At 49.7% G+C, this 25,362-nt stretch carries 12 protein-coding genes; 7 read left to right on the plus strand and 5 right to left on the minus strand.

The annotated features are described in order from the left end of the window. The first annotated feature begins 59 nt into the window (after positions 1-59). On the plus strand, positions 60-1,583 hold the full coding sequence (locus GC101_RS08875) for a glycoside hydrolase family 43 protein (RefSeq protein ID WP_171716929.1): 1,524 nt from the start codon (positions 60-62) through the stop codon (positions 1,581-1,583). Positions 1,584-1,675: 92 nt separating this feature from the next. Here the strand turns inward: GC101_RS08875 and GC101_RS08880 are convergent, their stop codons facing one another. Next, positions 1,676-2,620, minus strand: a complete 945-nt coding sequence (locus GC101_RS08880; RefSeq protein WP_171716930.1) for an NAD(P)-dependent oxidoreductase — start codon at positions 2,618-2,620, stop codon at positions 1,676-1,678. Positions 2,621-2,677: 57 nt separating this feature from the next. After that, complete coding sequence (locus GC101_RS08885; protein ID WP_171716931.1) at positions 2,678-3,538, minus strand: helix-turn-helix domain-containing protein; 861 nt, start codon at positions 3,536-3,538, stop codon at positions 2,678-2,680. 129 nt (positions 3,539-3,667) lie between these two features. Here GC101_RS08885 and GC101_RS08890 point away from each other — a divergent pair, with 129 nt between their 5' ends. The 4 genes from GC101_RS08890 (at position 3,668) to GC101_RS08905 (ending at position 15,121) form a co-directional block, all read left to right on the plus strand. Then, positions 3,668-5,377 carry an ABC transporter substrate-binding protein gene (locus GC101_RS08890; protein WP_171716932.1) on the plus strand — a complete coding sequence of 570 codons (1,710 nt, stop codon included), beginning with the start codon at positions 3,668-3,670 and terminating at the stop codon, positions 5,375-5,377. A gap of 314 nt (positions 5,378-5,691) precedes the next feature. Then, positions 5,692-11,241 (plus strand): Ig-like domain-containing protein, encoded by a 5,550-nt coding sequence (locus GC101_RS08895; RefSeq protein ID WP_171716933.1) that lies wholly within the window; start codon positions 5,692-5,694, stop codon positions 11,239-11,241. 66 nt (positions 11,242-11,307) lie between these two features. Next, a complete protein-coding gene (locus GC101_RS08900; RefSeq protein WP_171716934.1) occupies positions 11,308-13,110 on the plus strand; it encodes an S-layer homology domain-containing protein in 1,803 nt (600 codons plus the stop codon). A gap of 295 nt (positions 13,111-13,405) precedes the next feature. Further along, entirely contained in the window at positions 13,406-15,121 is a 1,716-nt protein-coding gene (locus tag GC101_RS08905) for a rhamnogalacturonan lyase family protein (RefSeq protein WP_246354248.1), read from the plus strand. A 115-nt stretch (positions 15,122-15,236) separates the two neighbouring features. Here GC101_RS08905 and GC101_RS08910 read toward each other — a convergent pair whose 3' ends face one another. Further along, on the minus strand, positions 15,237-16,133 hold the full coding sequence (locus GC101_RS08910) for an AraC family transcriptional regulator (RefSeq protein WP_171716936.1): 897 nt from the start codon (positions 16,131-16,133) through the stop codon (positions 15,237-15,239). A gap of 339 nt (positions 16,134-16,472) precedes the next feature. On the opposite strand from GC101_RS08910, the gene GC101_RS08915 reads away from it, so the two are divergent. Then, on the plus strand, positions 16,473-19,847 hold the full coding sequence (locus GC101_RS08915; RefSeq protein WP_171716937.1) for a DUF5107 domain-containing protein: 3,375 nt from the start codon (positions 16,473-16,475) through the stop codon (positions 19,845-19,847). Between the two features lie 5 nt (positions 19,848-19,852). Continuing rightward, positions 19,853-21,805 carry a glycoside hydrolase family 2 protein gene (locus tag GC101_RS08920; protein ID WP_171716938.1) on the plus strand — a complete coding sequence of 651 codons (1,953 nt, stop codon included), beginning with the start codon at positions 19,853-19,855 and terminating at the stop codon, positions 21,803-21,805. 23 nt (positions 21,806-21,828) lie between these two features. On the opposite strand, the gene GC101_RS08925 is transcribed toward GC101_RS08920, so the two are convergent. Continuing rightward, the gene (locus GC101_RS08925) at positions 21,829-23,637 is read right to left on the minus strand and encodes a cache domain-containing sensor histidine kinase (RefSeq protein ID WP_171716939.1); all 1,809 of its coding nucleotides are present in this window, start codon (positions 23,635-23,637) and stop codon (positions 21,829-21,831) included. Beyond that, positions 23,634-25,226 carry a response regulator transcription factor gene (locus tag GC101_RS08930; protein WP_171716940.1) on the minus strand — a complete coding sequence of 531 codons (1,593 nt, stop codon included), beginning with the start codon at positions 25,224-25,226 and terminating at the stop codon, positions 23,634-23,636. The genes GC101_RS08925 and GC101_RS08930 overlap by 4 nt, the downstream gene beginning before the upstream one ends. Positions 25,227-25,362 lie beyond the last annotated feature (136 nt).

Below are 25,362 nucleotides of genomic sequence, written 5' to 3' on the forward strand. Positions count from 1 at the left end.
CTCCATTTACAATGGTAGGGATAGTTACAGCTAATTGAAAATGGACAGGAGCGCGGCCAATGCAATATACCAACCCCGTAATACCCGGATTTCATCCCGATCCCAGCATCTGCCGGGCAGGTGACGAATATTATCTGGTGACCAGCACATTTGAATATTATCCGGGAGTACCCATTTTTCACAGCAGGGATCTTGTCCATTGGCGTCAGATTGGACACTGCCTTACAACGGCCGGACAGCTGCCTCTGGAGAATGCAGGGAGCTCCGGCGGAATATACGCCCCGACGCTCCGCTATCATAACGGCTGGTTCTATATGGTGACCACCAACGTTAGCGGAATGGGCAATTTCTTCGTCAAGACACAGAACCCGGAAGGTCCCTGGTCACAGCCGTACCCGGTTGCGCAGAGCGGCATCGATCCCTCCCTGTTATTCGATGAGGACGGACGCGTCTACTTTCAGTCCGCCCGGGACGGTGAGCAGGGGAACGGGATCTACCAGTGTGAGATTGATATCGAAACCGGGTGTATGCTGACAGAGAGTATGCTGATCTGGAAGGGAACCGGCGGCGCTCATCCCGAAGCTCCGCATGTCTACCGGATTAACGGCTGGTACTATTTGATGATCGCCGAGGGCGGAACGGAATACGGGCATATGGAGACCATCGCGAGAAGCCGCCAGCCTTACGGGCCTTATGAAGCTTGTCCGCATAACCCGATTCTGTCCAACCGCAGTATGCACAGCAGCATACACGCTACGGGTCATGCGGACCTGATTGAAGCGCAGGACGGCAGCTGGTGGGCGGTTTGCCTGGGGATCAGGCCGGTCTCTTATCCGATGGGACATCATCTGGGCCGGGAAACCTTTCTGGCTCCGGTGACCTGGACGGCTGAAGGCTGGCCGGTGATTGGGAGCGGCGGCCACATCGAGCCGGTTATGGACTCGCCGCTGCTGCCGGAAGTTTGCTGGCCGGTCAAGCCTGTGCGGGACCATTTCGACGACAACTGGCTTGGCTTGGACTGGACTTTTCTACGTAATCCCGCAGAGGGAAGCTGGTCGCTGGAGGAACGGCCGGGCCATCTGGTGCTGCATGGCCACGAGGCCACGCTGAATGAGGCTGCTGCGCCTGCTTTTGTTGGCCGCCGGCTTAGTCACTTCACGGCCAATATAGCCGCAGCGCTGGATTATGAGCCGCAGCATGAAGGAGAAGAAGCCGGGCTTACGGTGTATAAGAATGAGAGGCATCATTATGAGCTGGTCCTCCGCACTGCGAACGGCCGGAGGGTCGCCGTGTTCCGGCGGACGGTCGGTTCGCTTCGGGTGGAGCATGTGGAGGAATGTCCGGCCGGACCGGTTATCCTGAGAATTAAGGCGCTGCCCGGCAGCATAGAAGCCTCGGTTCAAAGCCCGGAGTCCGGGGTGACGGAACTGGGCAGCGGAGAGACACATCATCTCAGCACAGAAATCTCCGGAGGATTCACAGGCGTATTCGTTGCGATGTATGCAACGTCAGGGTCTGGGCTGGCTACTCCGGCGGCGTATGACTGGTTCGATTATGAGCCGCTGGATCAGCCCGCGGTATAGAGTACGGAGCAGGGGTCCATGCAGACCTGCTGTATGGACCCCTGCAACTGCTGCCCTGGCGGCAGGATCACCCGTCCCCGCTGGGGTTTAAACTATAACTGATTGAGCTTGCTTTCTGGCTCTTCACCATTTTCTACACGTTTTATATTATTTATGAAGAAATCATATCTTTTTTTATGGAATTTTCGGCCATCAGGCATTCCTGCTGTATGAGGAGTAAGGATCACATTACCCAGATTCCGGAGCTCACTGTCAATGGGAAGCGGTTCCGATTCAAACACATCCAGGCATGCGCCTGAAATATCCCCGTTTTTTAAGGCATCTATCAAATCTCTTTGATTGACAATCCCGCCCCGGGCTGTATTGACGAAAAGGCTGGTATTCTTCATTTTGCTCAATGCCGCTTTGTTGATCAGCTGTTTGGTTTGCAGAGTCAAGGGTACATGTACACTGATTATGTCCGATGTGCTTAGAAGAGTATCGAAATCTGTCATTTTCACCAAACTGTCTGATTGAGGAGCAGCATGTCTCGCATAAGCCAGCACATTCATATCAAAAGCCCCGCAAAACGCAGCTACTTTTTTGCCGATAGCGCCCAAACCGATAATCCCAATCGTTTTGCCGTTTAATTCACTCCCTGTATAGTCCAGTTGATGTTCATCCAGCTTGTTTTTCATAAAATGATCAAGAAACGGTATGTTTTTATAATAAGACAATATCAGTGCCATTACGTGCTCGGCCACTGCCTGTGCATTCACTCCTGCAGCATTGGCCACCCAAAGACCAAGCTGTGTACAGGCAGGGATATCTACATTATCAAATCCTGCACCCGTCTGTACCAATTTTAATTTTTTGGCGTTAGCAAGCAGGCTGTGATCCACTTTAATATGTTCAGGGATGAGTACCTGGCAGTCTTCAATATGATGCAGCATTTCTTCTCCGGGCGGTACAATAACCACGTTCCAGTCTTGTGGGAAATACCTTACAATATTTGATTTTGCGGTCTCGTTAAAATAGCCAACGATGAGAATCTTCATTACTTAACCACCTTTCATATTTTTAAACATACTGAATAATTTTGTAAAACACAAATACTACTGCTGATTGCGGTAAGCCTTCGGGGACCTGCCGTACGTTTTTTTGAAGAGGCGGGTGAAGTAGTTGCTGTCATTAAATCCGCACCTATAGGAGATTTCGGTAATGGGGTGTCTGGTTTGCCTGAGCAGCGAGCAGGCCTGTTCCAGCCGGAGGCGCTGAATATAAGCAATCGGTGTAGTCTGATAATACGCCTGGAAGATCCGGTTCAAATGCCGGACAGAGATATCTGATTTGGCGGCAATGGAATCGAGGGTAACCGGTTCATGATAGTGATCCTCGATATAGGAGATCGCACTGGCGAGGTGCATCAGGCTGTTGTCCACGCCCTTCTCCTGAGTGTCATAATGTCTGGACAGATAAACGACAAGCTCCATGAATCTGGAGGCGAGCATGGTCTGATAGCCGTGGTGCTTCTGCTCATATTCGTTAATCATCCCGGCCACAAGCGATGACACATATTCCAGGCTGACGATGGGGAGGTTCATTTTGCTTTTATAGGCGTTAATGCTGCGGTAAAAGGGCTCTAAGACAAACAGCGCCTGATAGCCGTTCAGCGTTCTTAAGTCCGGTCCGGCCAGCTTGAGCATATCGGCTTTGTACATAATGTTGCAGATCTTGAAATCATACGGGTCCTTATACGCATGCGGAGTACCGCCGTTAATGACGAATACATTGCCTTTCTTGATAAAGGCTTCCTCATCATTGACGATATGCGAAGCATGCCCCTTCAGCACAATCACAAGCTCCGAGAAATCCGCATGCATATGCAGATCCATATCTTCCTCGTGCCCGCCGTATTGAATAAAGAACGGGAAATGCTCATCGGTCGTGAACCAGTTCAAATATACATTGCTCATAAAGCTCCCACCTCTGAAATACGTGTTTGTCTATATAATGCTAGTCTGCGACTTGAAAATCAAGGTTATCCGCCAACATCGGCGCTAAAATGAGACTGTAAACGCATTCAGCAAAAGGGGATGAGAGAGATGAAGGCAATACTTTCAAGAAAACTAGGCACGGCGCTTCTGGCAGGCACGCTGCTCATTTCGGCAGGCTGCAGCAGCAATGCGGGCAATAACGCCGGGAATGCTGCGAACGGGAATACCAGCGGAAATGATACAGCTCCGGTCACCTTTACTTTTTTTGGTGCCGATGCCAGTCCGAACTGGAACAAGATGCAGGATGATATCGGCAAAGAGATTACCGCCAAAACAGGGGTTACCCTGAATGCGGAATTCGATGTCGGCAGCGGCGGCGGTCAGGACAAAATCTCCATGATGGCAGCCAGCGGGGATTATCCCGAACTCATCTATGCCAAAGGCGAGCTGGGCAAGCTGGTGGATGCGGAAGCCGTCCTTGATCTGACCGATCTGATCGACAAATACGCGCCTAATATCAAAAAAGTAATGGGCGATAACATGAACCGGATGAAATACAGTAACGACAACCAGGCCATTTACTCGATCCCGACCAATGTCGGTGTGGATAACCAGAATTTTGATGCAACCAACGGCTTTCAGATTCAGCACCGCGTATTGAAGGAGCTTGGCTATCCGGAGGTCAGAACGTTGCAGGATTATGAGAATGTGCTTAAGGAATATGCGGCCAAGCATCCGACCACGGACGGGCAGCCGACCATCCCGATGACGGTGAACGCGGACGGCTGGAAGGTTATGATTACCGTCACCAATCAGGGGGATGTCACAACAGGCGGAACCAATGACGGCGAATATTATGTGAATCCGGAAACGTACGAGACGATGCTGCATTATAAGAAACCGGAGGAGAAGGAGTACTTCCGCTGGCTGAACCATATGTATAATGAAGGGCTGCTCGATAAGGACTCTTTTGTCCAAAAGGATGATCAGTACAAAGCCAAAATCGCCAGCGGCCGGGTACTGGGTCTCACTTCTGTAGAATGGGAGTATCAGGATGCGGAGAATGCCCTCAAAGCGGCCGGCAAAGATGAGTATACGTATGCGCATTTCCCGGTGACGCTGAGTGAGGAGTATAAGGATCATGCGATGCAGTCAGTAGGCGTGGACGGCTATGGCATCAGCATCACCACAGCCTGCAAGGATCCGGTCCGCGCAATTAAATTCCTGGACTGGCTATCCTCGGAAGAAGGCCAGGTGCTGAGAAACTGGGGCATCGAAGGCAAACAATACAATGTGGACAATGGACAACGTGTCATTCCTGCTGATATTCTCGATCAGAAGGTTAACGATGCCGCGAACTTCACCAAGAATACAGGGATTGGCTTATATTCCATCCTGGGTGTCCGCTACGGTGACGGGGTGAAGGATTCCACGGATAATTACTATACCACGAACTTCCCGGAACAGATCCTTGCCGAATATTCGGACGCAGAGAAGGAAAGCCTGGCCGCTTATAAAGCGACAACCTGGAAGGATCTCTTCCCTGCGGAGGATGAATTCCCGGTCAAGGAGTGGGGCGCGCTGTACAACATGCCGGTACCAACCGATGGGGACTACCAGGTCATCTATCAAAAAACACAGGATATCGTCCACAAACGGATTCCGGAAGCCATCCTCGCCAGCACAGCCGATTTCGATACAATCTACGATGATTTCATTGCAGAGCTGAACAAAGCCGGTGCTGAGAAGATGGAGAAGGAATATACGGAGCTGGTAAAAGCTAGAGTGGAGCTGTTTACCGGGAAGGATGTTGAGTAGACGGAGGGGAAGGAAAGGAAGAGGAAGGAAGCTCTGCGGACTGCAGAGCTTTTTTGCATGGAGTTTGAGCGGATAATCTCATAACTTACCATAATCCACCGATGTTTATTCATCAGAATAAGAACTTAATCCATTATTTACCGAACTTAGTCAATTGGAACCTTGCTTTACTGAGGATAAAGTATAACTGTCAAGACAAACCAACCAACAAGCAAGAAAGGATGGGATTATTTTAAAAGGGAAATTCGGAAGCGGTTACAATTGAACGAATAATAGGTACATTGTTAAACATTCATGAGTAGGGGGATGACTAGGTGAAGCATAAATACTCCATTATTTTTCTTTCTTTAGCAGTGATATTGATGAGTATTACAGGGGCGATTGCCCCGTTTCAAACACATACCGCCGCAGCTGCGTCAACCGCAAGCACGAATCTGCTGGCTAATCCGGGGTTTGAGGCGGATAGTGCAGTAACCGCTTTGCCTGCAGGATGGCAGACGATTGCTACAGGCGGTAAGGTGACAACCCAAACTCCGGGATATGCAGGTTCTTATTCAGCGAGTGTAACGTCGACCAGCAAGACAGGTTCCTTCGATTCACCTTCTACGGGTATTTACCAAACCTTCACCGGGCTTGAGCAAGGCACTTATACCTTCCAGGCCTGGGTGAAAACAAATTCCTATACCCCCTATTCTTCATCCAATAATAATCCTTATGCTTATCTGGAGGCCAAGGATACTGGCGCACCAGTCATGCGCAGTTATGTAAACGGTTACCCGAATGCCGATGGCTGGGTGCTGATCGTTATGCGCAACGTGATCTCTTACAACGGCCAGGCAACTATTGGCCTGTATCTGCAGAACGCGACGGCAGGGATGTCGGTCTCCATCGACGATGCCTCCTTCGCACTGGAATTAAGCGACCACAACCCGGTTCAAAACTGGGGATTCGAGAATGACTTGACGGGGTGGACGGCGACAGGCGATGCTGCCATCCAGTCCTTGAAAGCGGATTCAGGATCAAAAACGCTAAAACTGGCTGCCGGTGCCAAGGTGGCGCAGCATATCTCTATAAATCCTGATTCCAGCTATATCGCTTCTGTCAGGGGGAAGGTCGATTCCGGCGGTTTGATTAAGATCGGCATAGCGGATATCTCTAACGCCCGCAGCGCGCCTTCCGCCACAACGGATTATTCATTGCTTACAGTTGGCTTCGCAACGGACGCAGGTGAGACCGAAGGGACACTTTATCTTGAGAATACCGGAGCTGTCCCTGCCTATGTCGACAGCGTAAATGTGTTCGAGATAGACAATACCGTGCTCAAAGGGGTAGATATTTCCTATTTGCCTTTAATCGAGGACTATAACGGACATTATTCTGCCAACGGTGTTCGCCAGGACTTCTTCGACATCATGCAGAACCGCGGCGTTAACGCCGTTATGGCCATGGTCTTCGTTGAAGCGGGCAAGGTGGTAGGCGGCGAATATACCATGCATGAGGGCTACTTCGACAAAACGCATACCATTGAGCTAGCGAAGCGTGCCAAGGCACATGATATGGAATTTATACCTTCCTTCCATTACAGCGATGGCTGGATGAGCTCGGGAAAGGGATTTAAGCCTGAGGCGTGGCTGGACCAGTCACTTAGCCAGCTTCAGACGACTATGTACAATTATAATTATGATTTTCTTCAGAGTATGGCGGAAGCGGGCGTGGAACCCGAGCAAGTGAAGATCGGCAATGAAGAAAATTCAGGAATCGTATGGCCAGACGGAAAAGTATGGTCTACAGGCCGGACTGGTTTCGCTGCCCTCGTTAATGCTGCATATGAGGCCATGAAAGATGTATCTCCAGCTATGCGGGGAATGCTTCATCTGAACAACGGCTATGACACAGCATCGACCAATCAGTGGTTTGACAGCAACACAGCCCACGGCATCACCTGGGACAGTCAGGGCTACTCTCTGTACGGCGGCCGGCCGACCGGCTCTATCTACAATATGATCACGAATAACTTATCGAAGTGGCCGGATAAAGATGTTGTTTTCGTCGAAACGGGCTTCTCCACCGGCAGTGGTAATTCAATTGGCAATTCATATTACGAGAAATCGGAACGCGGCCAGTATAACTGGCTGATCGATTATATGCAGGCTCTGCAGGATGCACCGAATCCCACAGACCGGACAATAGGCTTCTTCTACTGGGCGGCCGAATGGATCGTGGAGGGTGACGGATATGACGGCCCGAACAGCCCATTGTTACCAGGCGGCACCAGTACTTCGTGGCCTACCTCTGTAGGTGACCGCACGTTGTTTGCACATAAAGGAGAAGCGCTGGATGGTACTTATGCTTATTTGTGGAGAGGCAAACCTGTATCCAAGGTGCTGGGCGGTCAGCTTGCCTTCACCGACAATTCTGCCTCCTATGCCATCACGCCTTCCGCCGTAACGGGCGTTACGATGAAGGATAAGAGCATTAACGTGGTAAAAGGAAAATACAAACAGCTTGTAGCGACCGTTGCTCCGGCTGATAAGGTGACGAATTCCAACATGATATGGACCTCTTCCAATCCGTCCGTTGCAACCGTTAACCCGGCTGGCATTGTAACCGGAGCCGGAGAGGGTACCGCTACAATTACGGTCAAGACATTGGACGGGGGATTCACGGATTCGAGTACGGTGACTGTGACGGCCGACACACTGGCTGGCAGCATCGAACTTACGGGGAGCGATCTCTTGGATAACTCGGTGTCGCTGCTCGTTGACAAGCGGTCGACTTTGAAGGCTGTGCTGCCGGAGGGTGCTTCGAATAAGGTTGTCAAGCTGACATCCTCTGATCCTTCTGTAGTGGGATTCCTGGGCGAACCTGTCCAGACGGCTCATCCGGGAACGCTTTACCTCCAAACAAACGTGACCCCAGACTTAACCCTGATTGCGAAAAAGGATGGTACGTCTACGATTACTGTTACTGCTGTGGATGGCTCGGCTTCCCAGACCTTAGAAGTGACTGTGACCAAGGTCCCTGTAGATTCGGTCAGTCTGGATGCAGCGGATGTGAAGCTGGAGCTTGGCAGAACCAGGCAGCTGAAGGCAACAGTCACCCCGTCTGATGCTTCATTTCAGGGTGTGACCTGGACCTCCTCTGATGAAAGTATAGCCACTGTCAGCAGCGCGGGATTGATTACGGCCAAAGGAATTGGAAATACGGATATTACCGTTACCACGGATGATGGAGGCAAGACAGCGCAGGCTCCCGTAACCGTAACTGACGTGCATACTGCTTCAATTACGCTGAACAAAAGCAGTCTCCGTTTCCGTGCAGGAGAGACGGAAGCCCTTACGGCCACCGTATTGCCTGAAGATGCCAAGGATAAAGCGCTGATCTGGACTACATCCGACAGCTCGGTAGCCACGGTCAATGATAGCGGGACCGTTACAGCTATTGCCAACGGCACGGCGACGCTGACGGTATCCGCCAGTGATGGCGTGGCCGCCCCGGTGACCATACCGGTTACTGTAGCCGACGTATTGAACGTTACAGGCATTACGCTCACACCTTCATCCGTGATAGTGGATGCAGGAAAAACAACACAGCTGACCACTGAGTTACATCCATCCTCTGCGGATAATCCGGCCGTCAGCTGGAGCTCAAGCGATCCTACTATAGCGGTTGTGGATGAGAGCGGCCTGGTTACAACACTCCGGGCAGGTACCGCAGTCATTACAGTGAAAACTGAGGATGGCGGGCACACGGCAAGTTCAACCGTGACAGCAACTGATTTATTGTCCCAGGGCAAGGCCATTACAGCAAGCAAAACCGGCAGCGGATCAGCCGCTGCGAATGCCATCGACGGCAATGACACAACGGCCTGGCATCCGGGCGGATATGTCTATGGTTCGACGCTCACGGTCGATCTGGGTCAGACGGCTGTTATCGATTCCACGCTGGTGAATACCTGGAATCAGCAGAACTTTACCGTGTCCGTGTCTGAAGACGGAACCCAATACACCACGTTGATTACCCATGGCGAAATTGTCGCCACAGCCAATGGTGTAGTAGCAGTAACGATTACGAAGGATAAACTACCGGCGGACACCTATGCCCGCTATATTAAATTGACGATAAACGAAGTCATGAAGAAAGGCGGTACGTCGCAGCAATACACGGGGGTGAATGAATTCAAGGTATTCGGGCGGTTCGTTGCTCCGGTACAGACCCTTACCTTGACGAATGTGCCTTCCAAGCTAGTTACAAGCGATTCCGCTACATTGACTGTAGAAGTAACTCCGTTGAATGCGGACCCGCGATTGACCTGGTCCAGTTCCAACACGAATGCAATCACCATTGACCAGAGAGGTAATGCTATAGCCGCATTGATAGATGGCGCTCAAGGGGATATCGTTGACACCTCCATCATTTCGGTAACCGCGAAGTCTGGCGTAGCGGCAGAGGCAACCATCGGTGTCAAGATCCCGATTATTGTTGAGTCGATTGACATCTATTCAAATGATGCCAGCATCCAGGATGACCGGCTGGATCTGACTGATGGACAGAAGGTTCAGCTTCAAGCTAGTATTTTCCAGGGCGGGTCCGACTACAAGTCCGTTACATGGTCTTCTGACCATCCGGAAGTGGCGGCCGTAAATACGGATACCGGCGAATTGACGGCAATCGGGCAAGGGATAGCGCAGATTACACTGAAGGTGGATTCATACAAGAATCTGCCGGGAGGTATGGAATTCTCAGTAAGCATTGATGTTCATGTGGGGAGCGATACATCTCCTGTAATTGTGCCTGTAACGGGTGTGGTTGTTAATCCGGAGACATTAGTCTTAACAGAAGGAGAAACCTCGAAGCTTACCGAGACCCTCTCGCCAGAGAATGCTACTAATTCAGCGGTCAGCTGGAGTACAAGTGATTCTGCTGTTGCGGTTGTCAGCACTAGCGGTGAGGTTACAGCGAACAAAGCCGGGACTGCGGCAATTACCGTTACTACAGATGACGGTGCTTTCAAAGCAGATGTGAAGATAACGGTAAAAGCTCTGCCGTCACCGGCCCCTTCCTACCAGCTAACAGGGCCTGACGCGGTGACTACGGGACAGTCATTCCAGCTGAGATACGGTTTGGTGAATGTTACAGACAGTGTGTACGCCAAATCGGCCACGTTCAATTATGATCCGTCCGTCATGGAATATGTGGATGTAAACTCCTTGATTACGGGCTTTGATGTGATAGGAAACGCTACTGTACCCGGTACTGTCAAGATCATTGAGGCGAGTACAGGAACCTCAAGCCCGGTGACCGGCACACTTGATCTGCTGGACCTGACCTTCCGGGCATTAGCCCCGGCAACGGGCAGCCAAGTGAGCATTAGCGGAGTTGTTCTCGGAGATCAGTTCGGCAACGAAGTGGCTGTGGGCAGCGGTACTCCATACACACTTGATATTACAGCAGAGATTCCGGTGAACAAGGCTGAGCTGTCGGCAGTTCTCAGCGAGGCCTCATCCGCTGTATCCGTTGCGAAGGTTCTGAATCCGGCAGCGCCGCATTATGGATACTACCCGCAGAACGCGATTGATGCGATCCGGGCCAGTATCAGCGCCGCCACAGAAGTATTCAATCAGAGCACTGCCACGCAAGCAGAGGTGGATGCAGCCAAGAACGCTCTGGCGCAGGCACTGGAGCAATTCCGCAATGCAGCCAGCCAAACGGCTGGTATCGGTGATTTGGCCTTGATCGCTGCACGCTATCATGCAACCAGCAGTGATACGGACTGGCCGTCACTCCGTATGTACGACTTCAACAATAACGGTGAGCTGGATTTGTCCGACCTTGTGCATATGGCACAGCGCATACTGAATTAATACTTGCCAAGGGACGGGGGAGGTGAAATCCTCCTCCATTCCTTGCATTGAAGGGAGGTTGGAAAGTTGAAACGATATCTTCAAGTATTTGTTATTATTTCACTGCTGCTAACGGCTTTGCTGCCTGTTGCCGCTGTAGCACAGGCAGCGGATACGTTTGGTCTGGCAGCTTCCGCTGCGAGCGTGAAGACCGGAGAGGACGTAGTCATTACAGTTAAAGGTGAATCCCTTACTGATGTTTATGGTGCTGAACTGGAGATCACTTATGATGCGGCAAAGCTGCAGTATACCGGCTACTCCAGCAGCCTGAGAGGGCAGGCCTTTATCCGGGAGCCTGAAGTTAGCGGAGGCAGAATTCTGCTTGTGTATACTTACACAGGCTTGAAGTCCGGACTCAGTGGAAACTGGGATCTCTTTGCGCTGACCTTTAAAGCTGCTGATGAGGGTAAAGCTCCGGTGAAGCTTAAATCTGTGACCGCGCTCAATCACCTGGGCCAGTCTTTGACCGGAACACTTGGGGAAGAGATACAAGTGACAGTTTTTTCAGCAAAACCTATTACAACTCCAACACCAAGCCCGATATCAACATCAACACCAATACCAACATCAGGCCCCACATCCACGCCAAGTCCGGCGTCCTCACCAAGCCCGGCGTCCACAACGGCGCCGTCATCAGTTACATCATCGGAGCCAGGCTCCGGTTCGAATCCGGGCAAGGTCACTCTGGAAGCCGTAACTTCCAGCCAAGGAATCGCCTCGGCCAATGTTCGGCGCGAAGATCTCCTTGCTGCTGCCGGAATGGCTAAAGAGGGTGCTTTAACGCTTCAGATCCATATGACGTCTGACGCTACGGAATTACGCATTCATCTTCCGGTTCAAGATTGGAAGCAGCTTGCCTCAGTAGCGGATGGTCCGGTTACGATTAAGTTCCAGACAGATTGGGCTTCAATTACAATTCATGTAGATCTCTTAAACGGCCAGCTGATATCTGACTCCTCCAGTTTGCAGCTTATTATCACTAAGGCCGATTCCACAGCACTGCCATTGAAAATCAGGGAAAGGGTAGGCAACGCGCCTGTATATGATTTCTCGTTGCTGCTGGATGGCATTCAGCCAGCCGTCTTTAATGGGAATATCAAGGTGGAGCTGTCATATGTGCCACAGCCTGGTGAGAGTTCCACCCAAGTCATTATTAATCATATCACTGATAATGGCATACTAGAGGTCGTGAAGAATGGCCGGTATAATGCCTTAACGGGCCAGGCCGAATTCAAGCCCAACCATTTCAGCAAGTACACGATTAACTATGCGTCTGTTTCCTTCCGGGATATGGCGGGGTATTCATGGGCGAACGAGGCGGTCCTTGGACTGGCGGCCCGCGAAGTTATTCAGGGCCGCAGCGTAGGGCATTTCGTGCCAGGGGGGCAGGTCACCCGTGCGGAATTCGTTCAGATGCTGGTTAATCTCTTCGAAATGGAGAATACACCGGCAGGCTCAGTCTTTACGGATGTGAAACCCAATGCCTGGTATTCTCAATCTATCGCCGCAGCCCATCAAGCCGGTGTTATCCAGGGCAAGGCAGACGGAAGCTTCGGGGTGAGCGACCCGATCAGCCGCGAAGATATGGCAGTGCTTATATACCGCACCTCGAAGCTGCTCGGGCTAACTGCTACCGGCGGCAATAGCGGAGAACCCGCAGCGTTTCTCGATCTGGCGAAGATTTCTCCGTATGCCAGAGAGGCTGTGAACGCAGTACAGCAGGGCAGCTTGATGAACGGATTGACCCAGGGTTATTTTGGACCTGAGAACAGTTCGACCAGAGCACAAGCAGCAGCGGTATTATTCAGGCTGTATCAGGCCAGGGAATAAACACCGTTTAAGATATTACACAAAAGCTTCATATACGACCCCAAGCGACCTCACATTCATTAGAACAGGAATGTTGAGGTTGTTTTTGGATGGAGAAGAAAGGAGGCGGTCACTGATTTATAGGATTGTGAAAAGTTTCCTAAAGTAATTCAATTTATCCTCAGAAGGAGAGATTCTATTGAAGCGCAGCTTAAAATCAATGATATGCATTTTGAGTTTCATATTTGTTGTTGTACCTATTGCAGCAACAGTAGCGCCTGTTCATTCTGTCAGCGCAGCGGCAGGCCCGAGAGTGATGGAGAACCTGGGACGGGGCGTTGTTGCCGTGCGGAGTAATTCTAATGTTTTCATCAGCTGGCGTTTACTGGCCTTAGATCCGTCAGGAATCGGATTTAATCTCTATCGTTCTACAGCGGGGGGGACTGCGGTCAAACTAAACAGTTCTGTTCTAAGTGCGGGGACTAATTATACAGACACGACAGCAGATCTTACCAAAAATAATGCATACTACGTCAAGCCCGTTATCAGCGGTGTGGAACAGGGGGCAAGTGCAGCTTATACGCTTGCTGCAAATACTGCCAGTGAGCCTGCATTCGTTGTTCCCATTCAAAGCGGAGGTGAAATCGGGAATGTTTGGGTAGGGGATTTTGATGGAGATCATGAATATGATTATCTGGTGTCCCGTAATAGAACAGCTACACAATCGCTCGAAGCCTATAAACGCGACGGTACTTTATTGTGGTCTGTTAATCTGGGGGTGAACAGCACGAATCAGGATAATATCTCCCCCGGTTCTACAGCAATTGATGTGGGGATGTGGGATGGCGTCACCGTGTATGATTTAGACGGAAACGGCAAAGCGGAAGTTGTAATCAGAATCGCCAACGGGGTTACATTTGGAGATGGCACTGTATGGTCAACAAGTAATAGCGACGATAAACAATGGCTTGCTGTGCTTGACGGCATGACAGGCAAACTTAAGAAATACCAGGCACTCCCGGACGATTATCTCTCCGTAGGTCCGCTTGCCATGCAGCTCGGGATCGGCTATCTTAACGGAACAACACCAAGCATTGTGGCCTTTATGAAAAACCGTAATGCAGATAAAGGCTTTAATCTAGTGCTTGCAGCTTATCATTATACGGGCAATAACCTTGTGATGGATTGGAAATGGAAGCGTGAGGATTACGGGCAGCGCGCCGACGATGGTCACCAGATGCGTATCGTGGATCTGGACAGCGACGGCAAGGATGAGATTGCGGATATTGGCTTTGTCCTTAACGGCGATGGTACACTGCGTTATTCTTTGTTCGATCAGGGGGTTCAACATGGTGACCGGTTCTATATCGGGAAGTTTAGCCCTACCTCGTCCGCGTTTCAGGGCTATGGTGTTCAACAGGATAACCCGACAGGCCTACTGGAGTACTACTACAATGCAGCTACAGGTGCAATGATTTGGCAGCATAGCACAACGCCTCCTGCAGGGGATGTGGGACGTGGTGATGTAGGCGATATTGACCCTCGCTACGCTGGGTATGAGGTCTGGTCTTTCTCAGGTGTTTACAACGGTCAGACTAATACACAGATTACAACAGCAGTCGGACTGCCATGGCCAGCCTTCCGGATATGGTGGGATGGCGACCTGCTTAGTGAAAGCATCAATGAATCCAAGCTTGAGAAGTGGAACTATAGTACAAATACAGTTTCCCGTTTATTGACAACCTATAAATTTCACAGCACAGTTCTTAATTATCGGAGTACTCATGTATTCTATGGAGATATTATCGGGGACTGGAGAGAAGAAATCATTATGCCTAGTTACGGGAATGCAGAGCTTGTTATTTTCACCACGGATATACCAACCAGTACAAGACTCTATACTCTTGCCCAAAACCCGGCCTATCGGAACAGCATGACAATCAAAGGGTATACGCAGTCGCATCTGACTGATTATTATCTAGGAGAGGGAATGACTACACCTCCACAGCCCAACATTTATTTAGCACCATAAGCGGATCAGCAAAATAAAGCGGCAGTCAAGACTGGGATTAAGGTCTTGACTGCCGCTTTTTTATAACTTAACTTTGAGAAAAGTTCCATCTGGCGGGGGATTTGGAGGTGGAAATTCATCCCTTCGGAATCTTCCGGTAGCTTGAAGGGGAAACCCCAGATATCTTCTTGAAGAGCCGGGAGAAATAATAAGGATCATGAATACCCACGGCAGAGCTAACCTCTTTGATGCTTAGTTCAGTAAGATCCAGAAGATGGCCGGCCCTCTGAATTTTGAGCCGCAGGAAATATTCGATCGGAGCGACTCCGGTCTCAGCATTAAACAGATAGATCAGATGCTGCTTCGATACCCCGACATGATTAGCCAGTTCGATAAGTGAGATGGAGCTATTCATATGTCCATTCATATATTGAATCGCCTGCTCCAGATAGGTTTCGCGTTTCTTCTCCTGTGCAGATTTCCCGGCATTGAGGCCAATTCCGGAGAGCAGCTGTCTCGTAGTCTGGGCCACATGGACATGGGTAGTCAAGGCATAGGTCCGCTCGGCCAGCATTTCGAAGGCAGGGATGAACCATTCAATTAACCGGGCTTTGCCGCTTGGTGATAAGGAGAGTGGAGCGTTAGACAATCCGAATAGCTTCACCAGTCTATTAGCGTGGCTGCCTTTGAAATGAAACCAGTAGATGCTCCATGGCCTCTCCTGCATAGCCCCATAACGGTGTGCAGTTTCGGGAGGAATGATCATCATATCTCCCTGCTGGAGGTTCATTCGTTCTCCATGATTCAGCTCAATCCAGCCCTCTCCCGCTTCGCAAAAAATGAATATATGCGACGGACTGCCTTCGGGGCGTTCCCTGTAATGATACTGGGCATTAGGGAAATAGCCGATGTCGGTAATAAATAAGGAAGACGTCAGCTCCTCCTGCTCCAGTTCCTTCATCCAGTATTCCGGAAGTACATATAACTTCTCCTCAACAAACCCTTCAGGCTTGCGGATATGGTCATGATTCATTGTGCTACCCTCCCAATAAATACTATATATACTGAATAAGAAAAACAAAAAGCTTAAAGGAGCGGAGGGGAAATTTGGAACTGGAGGAGCGATAGCGTCCGCCTTTAGGTTTGGATTTCTACCGCAGACAGCGGTCAAAATCAGGAAATCCAAACCTAACAGCGGCCGGAAGTCCAAATGTTCACCGCAGTGACGAATACGCTTTAAGTTTAATGCTTTTGGGCTTCTCATATATTTTCGAATAAGAATATAATCCATTACTTCCCGCATTTCGTCAATTGGAACCTTCGCTGCCAGAGGCTAAAGTATAACTATCAAGACTAGGGAGGCAGTTCAAACATGAAGCATGAGGCTATAGAGCATACATTGGAGGCGACTCCAGCCGGATCCGACCAGGTACAGGTATGGGAGACAAGCGTATTGATTCCAACCTATGAGGCGGGTGAAGCGGACCCCAATCCTATGTTTCTGGAGAAACGAGTCTATCAGGGAAGCTCCGGCCGTGTGTATCCGCATCCGGTCATCGAGAGCATTTCGGATGTGAAGCATGATAAAAATTACAAACTGGTTATTCTGGAGAATGAATATGTCCGGATTGAAATCATGCCGGAAATTGGCGGCAGAATCTACCGGGCGCTCGACAAAACGAACAATTACGATTTCGTATATTATAACCGGGTCATCAAGCCGGCACTCGTAGGTCTGGCGGGACCCTGGATTTCCGGGGGCATTGAATTCAACTGGCCGCAGCATCACCGCCCGAATACATTCGGTCCGGTTGAATACAAATACGAAGCAACAGATAATGGAAGCGCTACAGTGTGGGTGAGCGAAATTGACCGGATGTACGGGACGAAAGTAACTGCTGCATTCAAGCTCTATCCGGGTAAGGCATATCTGGAAATCAATGCTCAATTGTACAACCGGACCCCTGAGCCGCAGACCTTCCTGTGGTGGGCAAATCCGGCTGTAGCAGTCAATGACCATACGCAATCCGTATTTCCTCCGGATGTAACAGCTGTATTTGACCATGGCAAGCGCGATGTATCCCGCTTTCCTATCGCTACCGGAACCTATTACAAACAGGATTATTCGGAAGGCGTGGATATTTCCCGCTATAAGAACATTCCGGTTCCGACTTCGTATATGGCTTACAAATCCGATTATAATTTTGTCGGCGGCTATGATCACGGCGTAGAAGCCGGACTGCTGCATGTGGCGAATCATCATATCTCTCCCGGCAAGAAGCAATGGACCTGGGGGAACGGTGAATTCGGCCAGGCCTGGGACCGTCAATTGACGGATGAAGACGGCCCGTACATTGAACTCATGACGGGTGTATACACAGACAACCAGCCCGACTTCACCTGGCTGCAGCCCTACGAGGAGAAGACCTTCACCCAGTATTTCATGCCTTATAAGAACATTGGTGTCGTAAAGAATGCTTCCATCGAGGCAGCCGTCAATCTGGAGGTTGATGCGGATGCCGGACAGGCAGTGATCAAAGTGTATGCGACTTCTGTCCTTGAACAGGCAGTCGTGGAACTAAGCGGAGCAGCGGGCCGTTATCTGCAGGAAACGGTGAAGTTATCCCCTGTAGATGTTTTCCAAACGGTTGTCACGCTCGGCAGCGGGGAGCAGGAGCATGATTTGAAACTCTCTGTGCGAAATAAAGAAGGCAGACTGCTGATCTCCTATCAGCCGAAACGTCCGGATATTGAGCGTGTCCCTGAAGCTGCCAAACCACTGGCAGTACCTGAAGAGCTGCGTTCGACAGAAGAGCTGTATCTGGCGGGCCTGCACCTGGAGCAATACCGGCATGCTACGTTTGAACCAGAAGCCTACTATCTGGAAGGCTTGAAAAGGGATAGCGGGGATATCCGGCTGAATGTAGCTTATGGAACCTTGCTGCTCCGCCGCGGACTCTATACAGATAGCGAGCAGTATTTCCGCAAAGCAACCGAGCGTTTGACCTGGCGTAATCCTAACCCGTATGACAGTGAGGCATACTATCAGCTGGGAGTAGCGCTTCGCGGCCAACACCGTCTGGAGGAAGCCTTTACAGCGTTCCACAAAGCGGTATGGTCGGCAGCCTGGCAGGATGCCGGGTACTTCTCTCTCGCTCAAATTTCCAGCCAGAAAGGCCAGTATGCCGAGGCACTGGAGCAGGCTGAGCGCTCGCTCATCCGCAATTCCCGTAATTACAAAGCGCGTAACCTGAAGACGGCGATGCTGCGTAAGCTTGGGTTTGTGGATAAAGCCATGACCTTTGCACTTGAAACCCTTCAAATGGATGTTGCAGATTTCGGAGCCCAGAATGAGCTGGCGCTGCTCAGCCAGTTGGCCTTGGAAGACAACACTGTGGCAGAGGATGTTCTGTCTGAACTGCACCGCCTGATGAGAAATGACGCTCATAACTATCTTAATGTCATCGCAGATTATATGAACTGCGGTCTGTATGAGGAAGCCATTGCTGTAGGCGAAAGAGTAAACCGGGAAGATTCTGTCTATCCGATGCTGCACTATGCACTTGGTGAATTATATGAGAGAACCGGACAACTTGAACAGGCTCAGGAGGCCCGCCGCAAGGGACAATTGGCTAACCCTATCTATTGCTTCCCGAATACCCTGTTTGAACTTGAACTGCTGCAAAGCGCAGTCCATGGGAATCCTGAGGACGACAAGGCGCATTATTATCTCGGCAATTTCTATTACGACAAGAAACGGCCTGATGAGGCGATTGCAAGCTGGGAGCGGTCCCGTGAGCTGCGGAAGGATTATCCGACCGTACACCGCAATCTGGGCCTGGCCTATTATAATAAGCAGAATAATCCGCAGGCGGCGCTAGCCTCGCTGGAGCAGGCATTTGCCTATGCACCGCAGGATGTGCGTATCCTGTTTGAACTGGATCAGCTGCGCAAGAAGCTGGCCTGGTCCACGGAGGAACGCCTTCATATCCTGGACGAGCAGCGGGAGCTGGTTGAGAAGCGGGACGATCTGTATGTCGAATATGTGACCCTGCTTAACAATCTTGGACGTTATCAAGATGCTGTAGCTGCCTTGTCCCAGCGTAATTTCCATCCTTGGGAAGGTGGAGAAGGTAAGGTAACCGGACAATATAAGTTCGCTCATACCGAGCTTGGCAAGCAGGCACTGCAAGAGGGCAACTATAAGTCAGCAGCCGAGCACTTGGAGCAAGCACTGGTCTATCCGCTGAATCTGGGCGAAGGCAAGCTGGAAGGGGCCCAGGAGAATAATATCTATTATTATCTTGGCGTAGCCTATGAAGGTCTTCAGCGGGAACAAGAAGCCATCACCAGTTACACTATAGCTTCACAAGGCCTGGCCGAGCCTACAAGTGCGATGTTCTACAATGACCAGCCGCCGGAAATGATCTACTACCAGGGTCTGGCCTGGTTGAAGCTCCATAACGAGAAGGAAGCCAAGCGCCGCTTCAACAAACTGATTGATTATGCAGAGAAGCATATTTTCGATGATATCAAAATCGATTACTTTGCCGTATCCCTGCCGGACTTCCTGGTCTTTGAGGATGATCTGAATTTGCGTAATGTAATCCATTGCCGGTATATGAGAGGACTTGGACTGCTGGGACTTGGCCGTGAAGAAGAGGCAAGAACCGAGCTTGAATTGGCTCTCCAAATGGAACCCAATCATCAAGGAGCTATGGTTCACTCGAAAAATAAGGAGGGCTGAAGACCTTGATTAACATAGGGCGTCAAGTTGTACGTATGAACGAAGGCTGGAGATTTCAACCGGACGCTGCAAATTTGGGAGAACAGGGAGAGTGGCAAGCCATAGGCTTGCCTTCTCCTATTACAGTTACTGTTCCGCATACCTGGAATGTACAGGAAGGTCTGGAGGATTACCGGGGAGCCGGGTGGTATGAGTATACACTTAGTATTCCGGAGGATTGGCGCGGCTGCCGCATCCGCATCCATTTTGAGGCCGTATATCGTGATGCAGTGATCTGGATTAATGGCCAGCATGCAGGCTCGCACTGGAACTCAGGGTATACAGCATTTGAAATAGACCTGAGTGCAAATATCAAGTACGGAGCGGAGAACCGGATTACGGTAAAAGTGAATAATTCGAATAGTGATCAGGCGCTTCCTATAGGAAACAGCTTTGACTGGGCGGACGACGGAGGAATCATCCGGCCTGTACAGCTCATAGTGACCGGGCAAACAGCGATTAAACAAGTTAAAATCAGCCCGGAAGTCCAGTTCGGACAAGCGGGTCATCAGGCTGCCGGAAAAGTAATTGCCGAGATGCAACTGTGTGGGCCATCCGTTACAGCAACCGTAGAGATCGGGATATTCAAAGATGAAGTAAGAATCTGGCATGATGTACGGACCATACCTCCCGGGGCGGTAACCTGGCAGCTTACAGATGTTAAGTTGTCTCCGGTGGAGCTATGGCACTTCGATCAACCGCATCTGTATCAGATTCAGCTCACCCTCCGGGAAGAAGGGCAGGTTGAAGACCACACAGCAGTGAATTTTGGATTCCGGGAGATTGCCGTCAAAGGTCATGAGCTCTGGTTAAACCGGGAGCCTGTCCGCCTGATGGGCGTAGAATGGATGCCGGGTTCGAACCCGGTGAGCGGTATGGCCGAGAAACAGGAAGATCTGGTGGCGATGCTGGAGAGATTGAAGGAAGCCAACTGTGTCATTACCCGTTTCCACTGGCAGCAGGGCAGTGAGCTGCTGGACTGGTGTGACCGCAACGGGATTCTGGTGCAGGAAGAAATCCCGCATTGGCAACAGCCGGCAGAGCCGGATCAGCACACTTTCGCATTAGCGTTATCACAGGCTACGGAGATGATTACGGATCATTCGCATCACCCGTGTATTTTTGCCTGGGGGATGGGAAATGAACTGAATGGCCAATCGGAGATCACGCGGCAGTACATGAAGCAGCTGAAGCAAGAGATTCTGCGGCTGGACGCAAGCCGGATTATCAACTACGTAAGCAACACGATTCACTTCCAGCCTGGAAGCGATGCTACCGGAGCTGGAGACCTGTTAATGTGGAATGACTATATCGGCACATGGCATGGTGACCTGGATGAGCATGAGGTAATTAAGCAGATTATTGCCGATTATCCGGATAAGCCCATTGTTGTGGCTGAGTACGGACTCTGTGAGCCGGTTTATGAAGGCGGAGATGCCAGACGAACCGAGATCCTTAGGCAAAAGACAGAGATTTACCGCCAGTATCCCCAGTTTGCCGCATTAATCTTTTTCAGCTTAAATGATTACCGTACGCAGATGGGAGAAGACGGTGAAGGCAAGCTGAAGCAGCGGGTTCATGGTTCGCTTGATATTCATAACCGGGTGAAGCCTTCGTTCGCCGCCTTGCGCGAGATTTCTTCACCGCTATTGCTCACAGAAGCATCCGTGCGATGCGAAGGTGAGCTCGAGGTAACACTGAAATGCCGGAATGATATTCCCAGCTATGCTGTACACGGCTATTATGTGACGGTGTCTTCGGCAGATGAAGCTGCAGTCAGCCAAGCGGTCCCTGCTATGCAGCCGGGGGATATTCTGTCCTTGAGCATCCCAGTATCAGCAAATTCTGTGCAGCAGCAAGTGCTTACCGTCTATCGTCCCAATGGCTTCAGTGTACTGAAGCAGGAATTAAACAAATAAATCCAAGTGAAAATACCCGGCGATCATAGGAGATCTGCCGGGTATTTTGGTGTTGGTGTGGAACTAGGAATTCTGATTTCCACGGTTGTTCCTTCACCAAGACGGCTTTCGAAATGTAATCCGTAAGACAGGCCATACAAGAGCTGGATCCGGTGGTTAATGTTCCTTATGCCATAACCATCCTGTTTCTCGCTGGTTTCCCCAGGAGTGTTGAACCAATGCACCCTTTCTTCCGGAATTCCGATGCCGTTGTCCTGAACGGCAAGGACGATGGCATTATGCTCGCGGAAGGAGTAAATGAAGATTTCTCCTCTGCGCTCTTCAGTTTCACGTATCCCATGAAGAATGGAATTCTCTACAATCGGCTGAAGTGTAATTTTAGGCATACTGTATTCAAATAGAGCTTCGTCTACATCAATAAGCAGATGAATCGTATTTCCGAACCTGCGGTTCTGGATATCAACATATAGCTGGACATGCTCGAGTTCTTTGCCCACAGTGATAATTTCTTCACCCTTATTGAGACTAAGTTTGTAGAATTGGCTAAGCGACTGTACCAGCGACGATATCTCAGGTACATCGTGCTTGATTGCTGTCCAATTAATGAGATCAAGCGTGTTATACAGAAAATGGGGATTAATCTGCGAATGCAATGCCCTCATTTCCGAGCTCTTGGCTTCCTGACCCAGCGTATACTGCTCCTCGAGAATAATCTTCATTTGTTCAACCATATAGTTGAAATTCTCCACTAATTGTCCGGCTTCATCCCGGCTGCCGTCATAATTCACCGGGATTAATTCACCGCTTTGTACTTTCCGCATTTTGCGGATGACCATCCCGATTCTCCGGGTTTGAGAGCGGGAAATATAATAGACGAGAATATTAAGAGCGATGGCAAGCGGCACGATAAAAATGAAAATTTGATTCCTTACTTTATAGCTTGAAGCGTAGATTTCCCGTAATGAAACAATAGATACGAGATTCCAGTCTGTTCCCGAAATCTGCTTAGCACCGGCCATGACTTTTTCACCGCCAAGCTCCAGCATTTCCCAGTTATCATCCCTGCCCGCAATTTCGGCGGCCTTATCCAGGTTCAGCTTCCAGCGTAATACCTGCGATTGATCTGATTCTGCAATGAGCTCGCCTTTGGAGTTCTGAAGATAAGCAACACCTCTGACCGAAGTAATTGCTCTTTTTACGATATCCTCAAGGACGTCTTCACGGACATCAACATTCAAGACGCCCAATCTGACGTCGAGTGATCCCAGGTTCCGGATGAATCGGATCGAATGAACCGAACGAACATCGGATTGTTTCATAGAGCTAAGCGCATCTTTATCCGTAATCCATAATACTTTTCCAATATGTTGTTTCAGTACCTCATATTCTTGTGAAGCAGCGAATTCACTATAAGGAAAGAAGTTGTACATTTCATAGGCGTACTCCAGCTCATCCGGGATATAGAGCCGGATACGGAAGATATCATCGTCCATCTGTAAATTTGACAGATTAAGCGATACATTTCCGAAATCCCGTATTTGTTCATGAATGGAATAATCCGTTACCGGCCGTAGAAGCATCTCGTTCAGATTGCCATCCAGGACCAGAGAGTCGGAAACATCCAGTATTTTTGAAATTTTGTAGGACAAGAACGACTCGGTTTGCTCCAGTAGCTGTTTGGTGGAATTCAGATTCTCATGATTAAGAGATTTAGAGCTTTGCGAATAGGAGATATAAAAGACTGAACTAAGGGTGAGCAGAATCAATAAAGAATTCAGCAGCATAAGTTTGTTCTTCATCTTCATATTCCGGTAGAGTCTGAGAAAGTTCATGTATGTTTCTCCTTATATTCCGAAGGCGTCATACCTGTAACTTTCTTGAAGGTTTTGGCAAAATAATTCGCATCCTGTATCCCGACATGCGCTGCGATCTCATAAAGCTTGTATTGCCGGTCGGCAAGCAGCTCCTTGGCCTTCGCAATCCGGTAATCGGTAATATATTGATTAATGGTTATACCGGTCTCCTTCTTAAACTGGAGGCTCAGATAATTCGGTGTCAGGAAGAGCTGATCCGCGATCATTTTGATCGATAACTCCGTTTTTTTGTAATTCGCATGCACACATTTCTGAATACTAGACGTTATTGATCCGCCAGAGGGCTTATCCCGGAGCTTGTTAAAGAATACCGTTAATTTATCTTCGGTATAAGCTGTCATCTCATGCAATGTGTTGAATTGAAATAAAACATTCCATAAATATTCCCTGTCTTCACGTAATTCGGCAAGGGTGACCTTTTTTTGATCGGCAAATTTGAAGAGTGTGAGGAGTAAGTCCGAAAAGATATTTTTGGCATCATTGACCAGTAAATCTTCATCTAATTCCAATGCGCTTGCCGCATCTGCGACGAGGGCGAAAGCTTCCTTCTCGTTTTCTTGTTCAAGACTTATGGCAAATGTGGACTCGAGAGCAGAAATTCTGAACGAATCACCTGAAGCCGCCCGTGGTTGTTCATGGTACACGATAATATGATTGTACCCTTTGAAGAACTGCCGCTGAAGCGCAATGACAGCCGTATGGTAAGAAGTGATCAGTCGCTCAGGGTGATGTACAAGTTGTCCGACTCCGATAAATGTTAGCAATGGCTTCTGTAATACGGCCTGAATATCTGAACGGATCAAGGCTAAAGCATTAACCAGATCCTCCGGGGCTCCCAGGCTCCTGGAAAAAGCATGAATGATAATGTGCTGGGGGTCCTTGAAGCCTCTAAGTACCTCAATACTTATAGCAGAGAAGCGCAGGCCGATCTGTTCTAAAAGCGTATTCTTGTTCGGCATCAGATTCTGGTTATCCTGTTCCGTAAGATGGTGGAGCTTGATCACTGCTGTTACGAATGAGGCTCCTTGCGGGAACAATGTGCTTGCTCTAATTAGCATTTCATCCTGATTATTGCTGACATTTCCGGCAATCCAGAACAGAGCTTGTTGTTCTTGCTCCAGTAGCTCACTCTGATTGCGGAATGTATGCTCAATAGCTCTCATTTTGCGCTCCTCCAGACAGAGTTCAACCGCATGGCGGATATGCTCACGGATGTGGTCCAGATTTACGGGCTTCTCGATATAGTCAAGCGCTTTCAATTGAATAGCTGATTTGAGATAGGCCTTGTCGGCATAGCTGCTAAGGAACAGGACTTTGCACTGCGGCAGGAGCTGCTTGAGCTTCATGGCAAGCTCTATACCATCCATACGGGGCATCTTAACGTCAGTAAGAACAATGTCGGGTCTAAAGCTGCCGCAGAGCTGAAGCGCCTCCCAGCCGTCTCCGGCAGCTTTAACCATATCTATGCCCAGATCCCGCCATTCAATGTAATTCATAAGACCTTCGTGGGTAGTTTGTTCATCGTCAACAATAAGAAGTCGGATCATCAGGGCAACACCTCTGGACAGGATTTGGATCTATTCATATTATCACGGCTTGTCAGGCGCTTAGCAAATGATATAGGAGAACAGTGTAAGATTTTACTCGAAATTATAGCTTTGTTCAGTATAACAGGCTGTTCAA

Source organism: Paenibacillus phytohabitans (assembly GCF_013141775.1).
GTDB classification, from domain to species: domain Bacteria; phylum Bacillota; class Bacilli; order Paenibacillales; family Paenibacillaceae; genus Paenibacillus_AQ; species Paenibacillus_AQ phytohabitans.

Bases quoted from the DNA above. Each gene is read 5' to 3' on its own strand.
- GC101_RS08875 (WP_171716929.1), top strand. From the start codon at position 60: ATGCAATATACCAACCCCGTAATACCCGGATTTCATCCCGATCCCAGC.
- GC101_RS08880 (WP_171716930.1), bottom strand. From the start codon at position 2,620: ATGAAGATTCTCATCGTTGGCTATTTTAACGAGACCGCAAAATCAAAT.
- GC101_RS08885 (WP_171716931.1), bottom strand. From the start codon at position 3,538: ATGAGCAATGTATATTTGAACTGGTTCACGACCGATGAGCATTTCCCG.
- GC101_RS08890 (WP_171716932.1), top strand. From the start codon at position 3,668: ATGAAGGCAATACTTTCAAGAAAACTAGGCACGGCGCTTCTGGCAGGC.
- GC101_RS08905 (WP_246354248.1), top strand. From the start codon at position 13,406: ATGGAGAACCTGGGACGGGGCGTTGTTGCCGTGCGGAGTAATTCTAAT.
- GC101_RS08910 (WP_171716936.1), bottom strand. From the start codon at position 16,133: ATGAATCATGACCATATCCGCAAGCCTGAAGGGTTTGTTGAGGAGAAG.
- GC101_RS08915 (WP_171716937.1), top strand. From the start codon at position 16,473: ATGAAGCATGAGGCTATAGAGCATACATTGGAGGCGACTCCAGCCGGA.
- GC101_RS08925 (WP_171716939.1), bottom strand. From the start codon at position 23,637: ATGAACTTTCTCAGACTCTACCGGAATATGAAGATGAAGAACAAACTT.
- GC101_RS08930 (WP_171716940.1), bottom strand. From the start codon at position 25,226: ATGATCCGACTTCTTATTGTTGACGATGAACAAACTACCCACGAAGGT.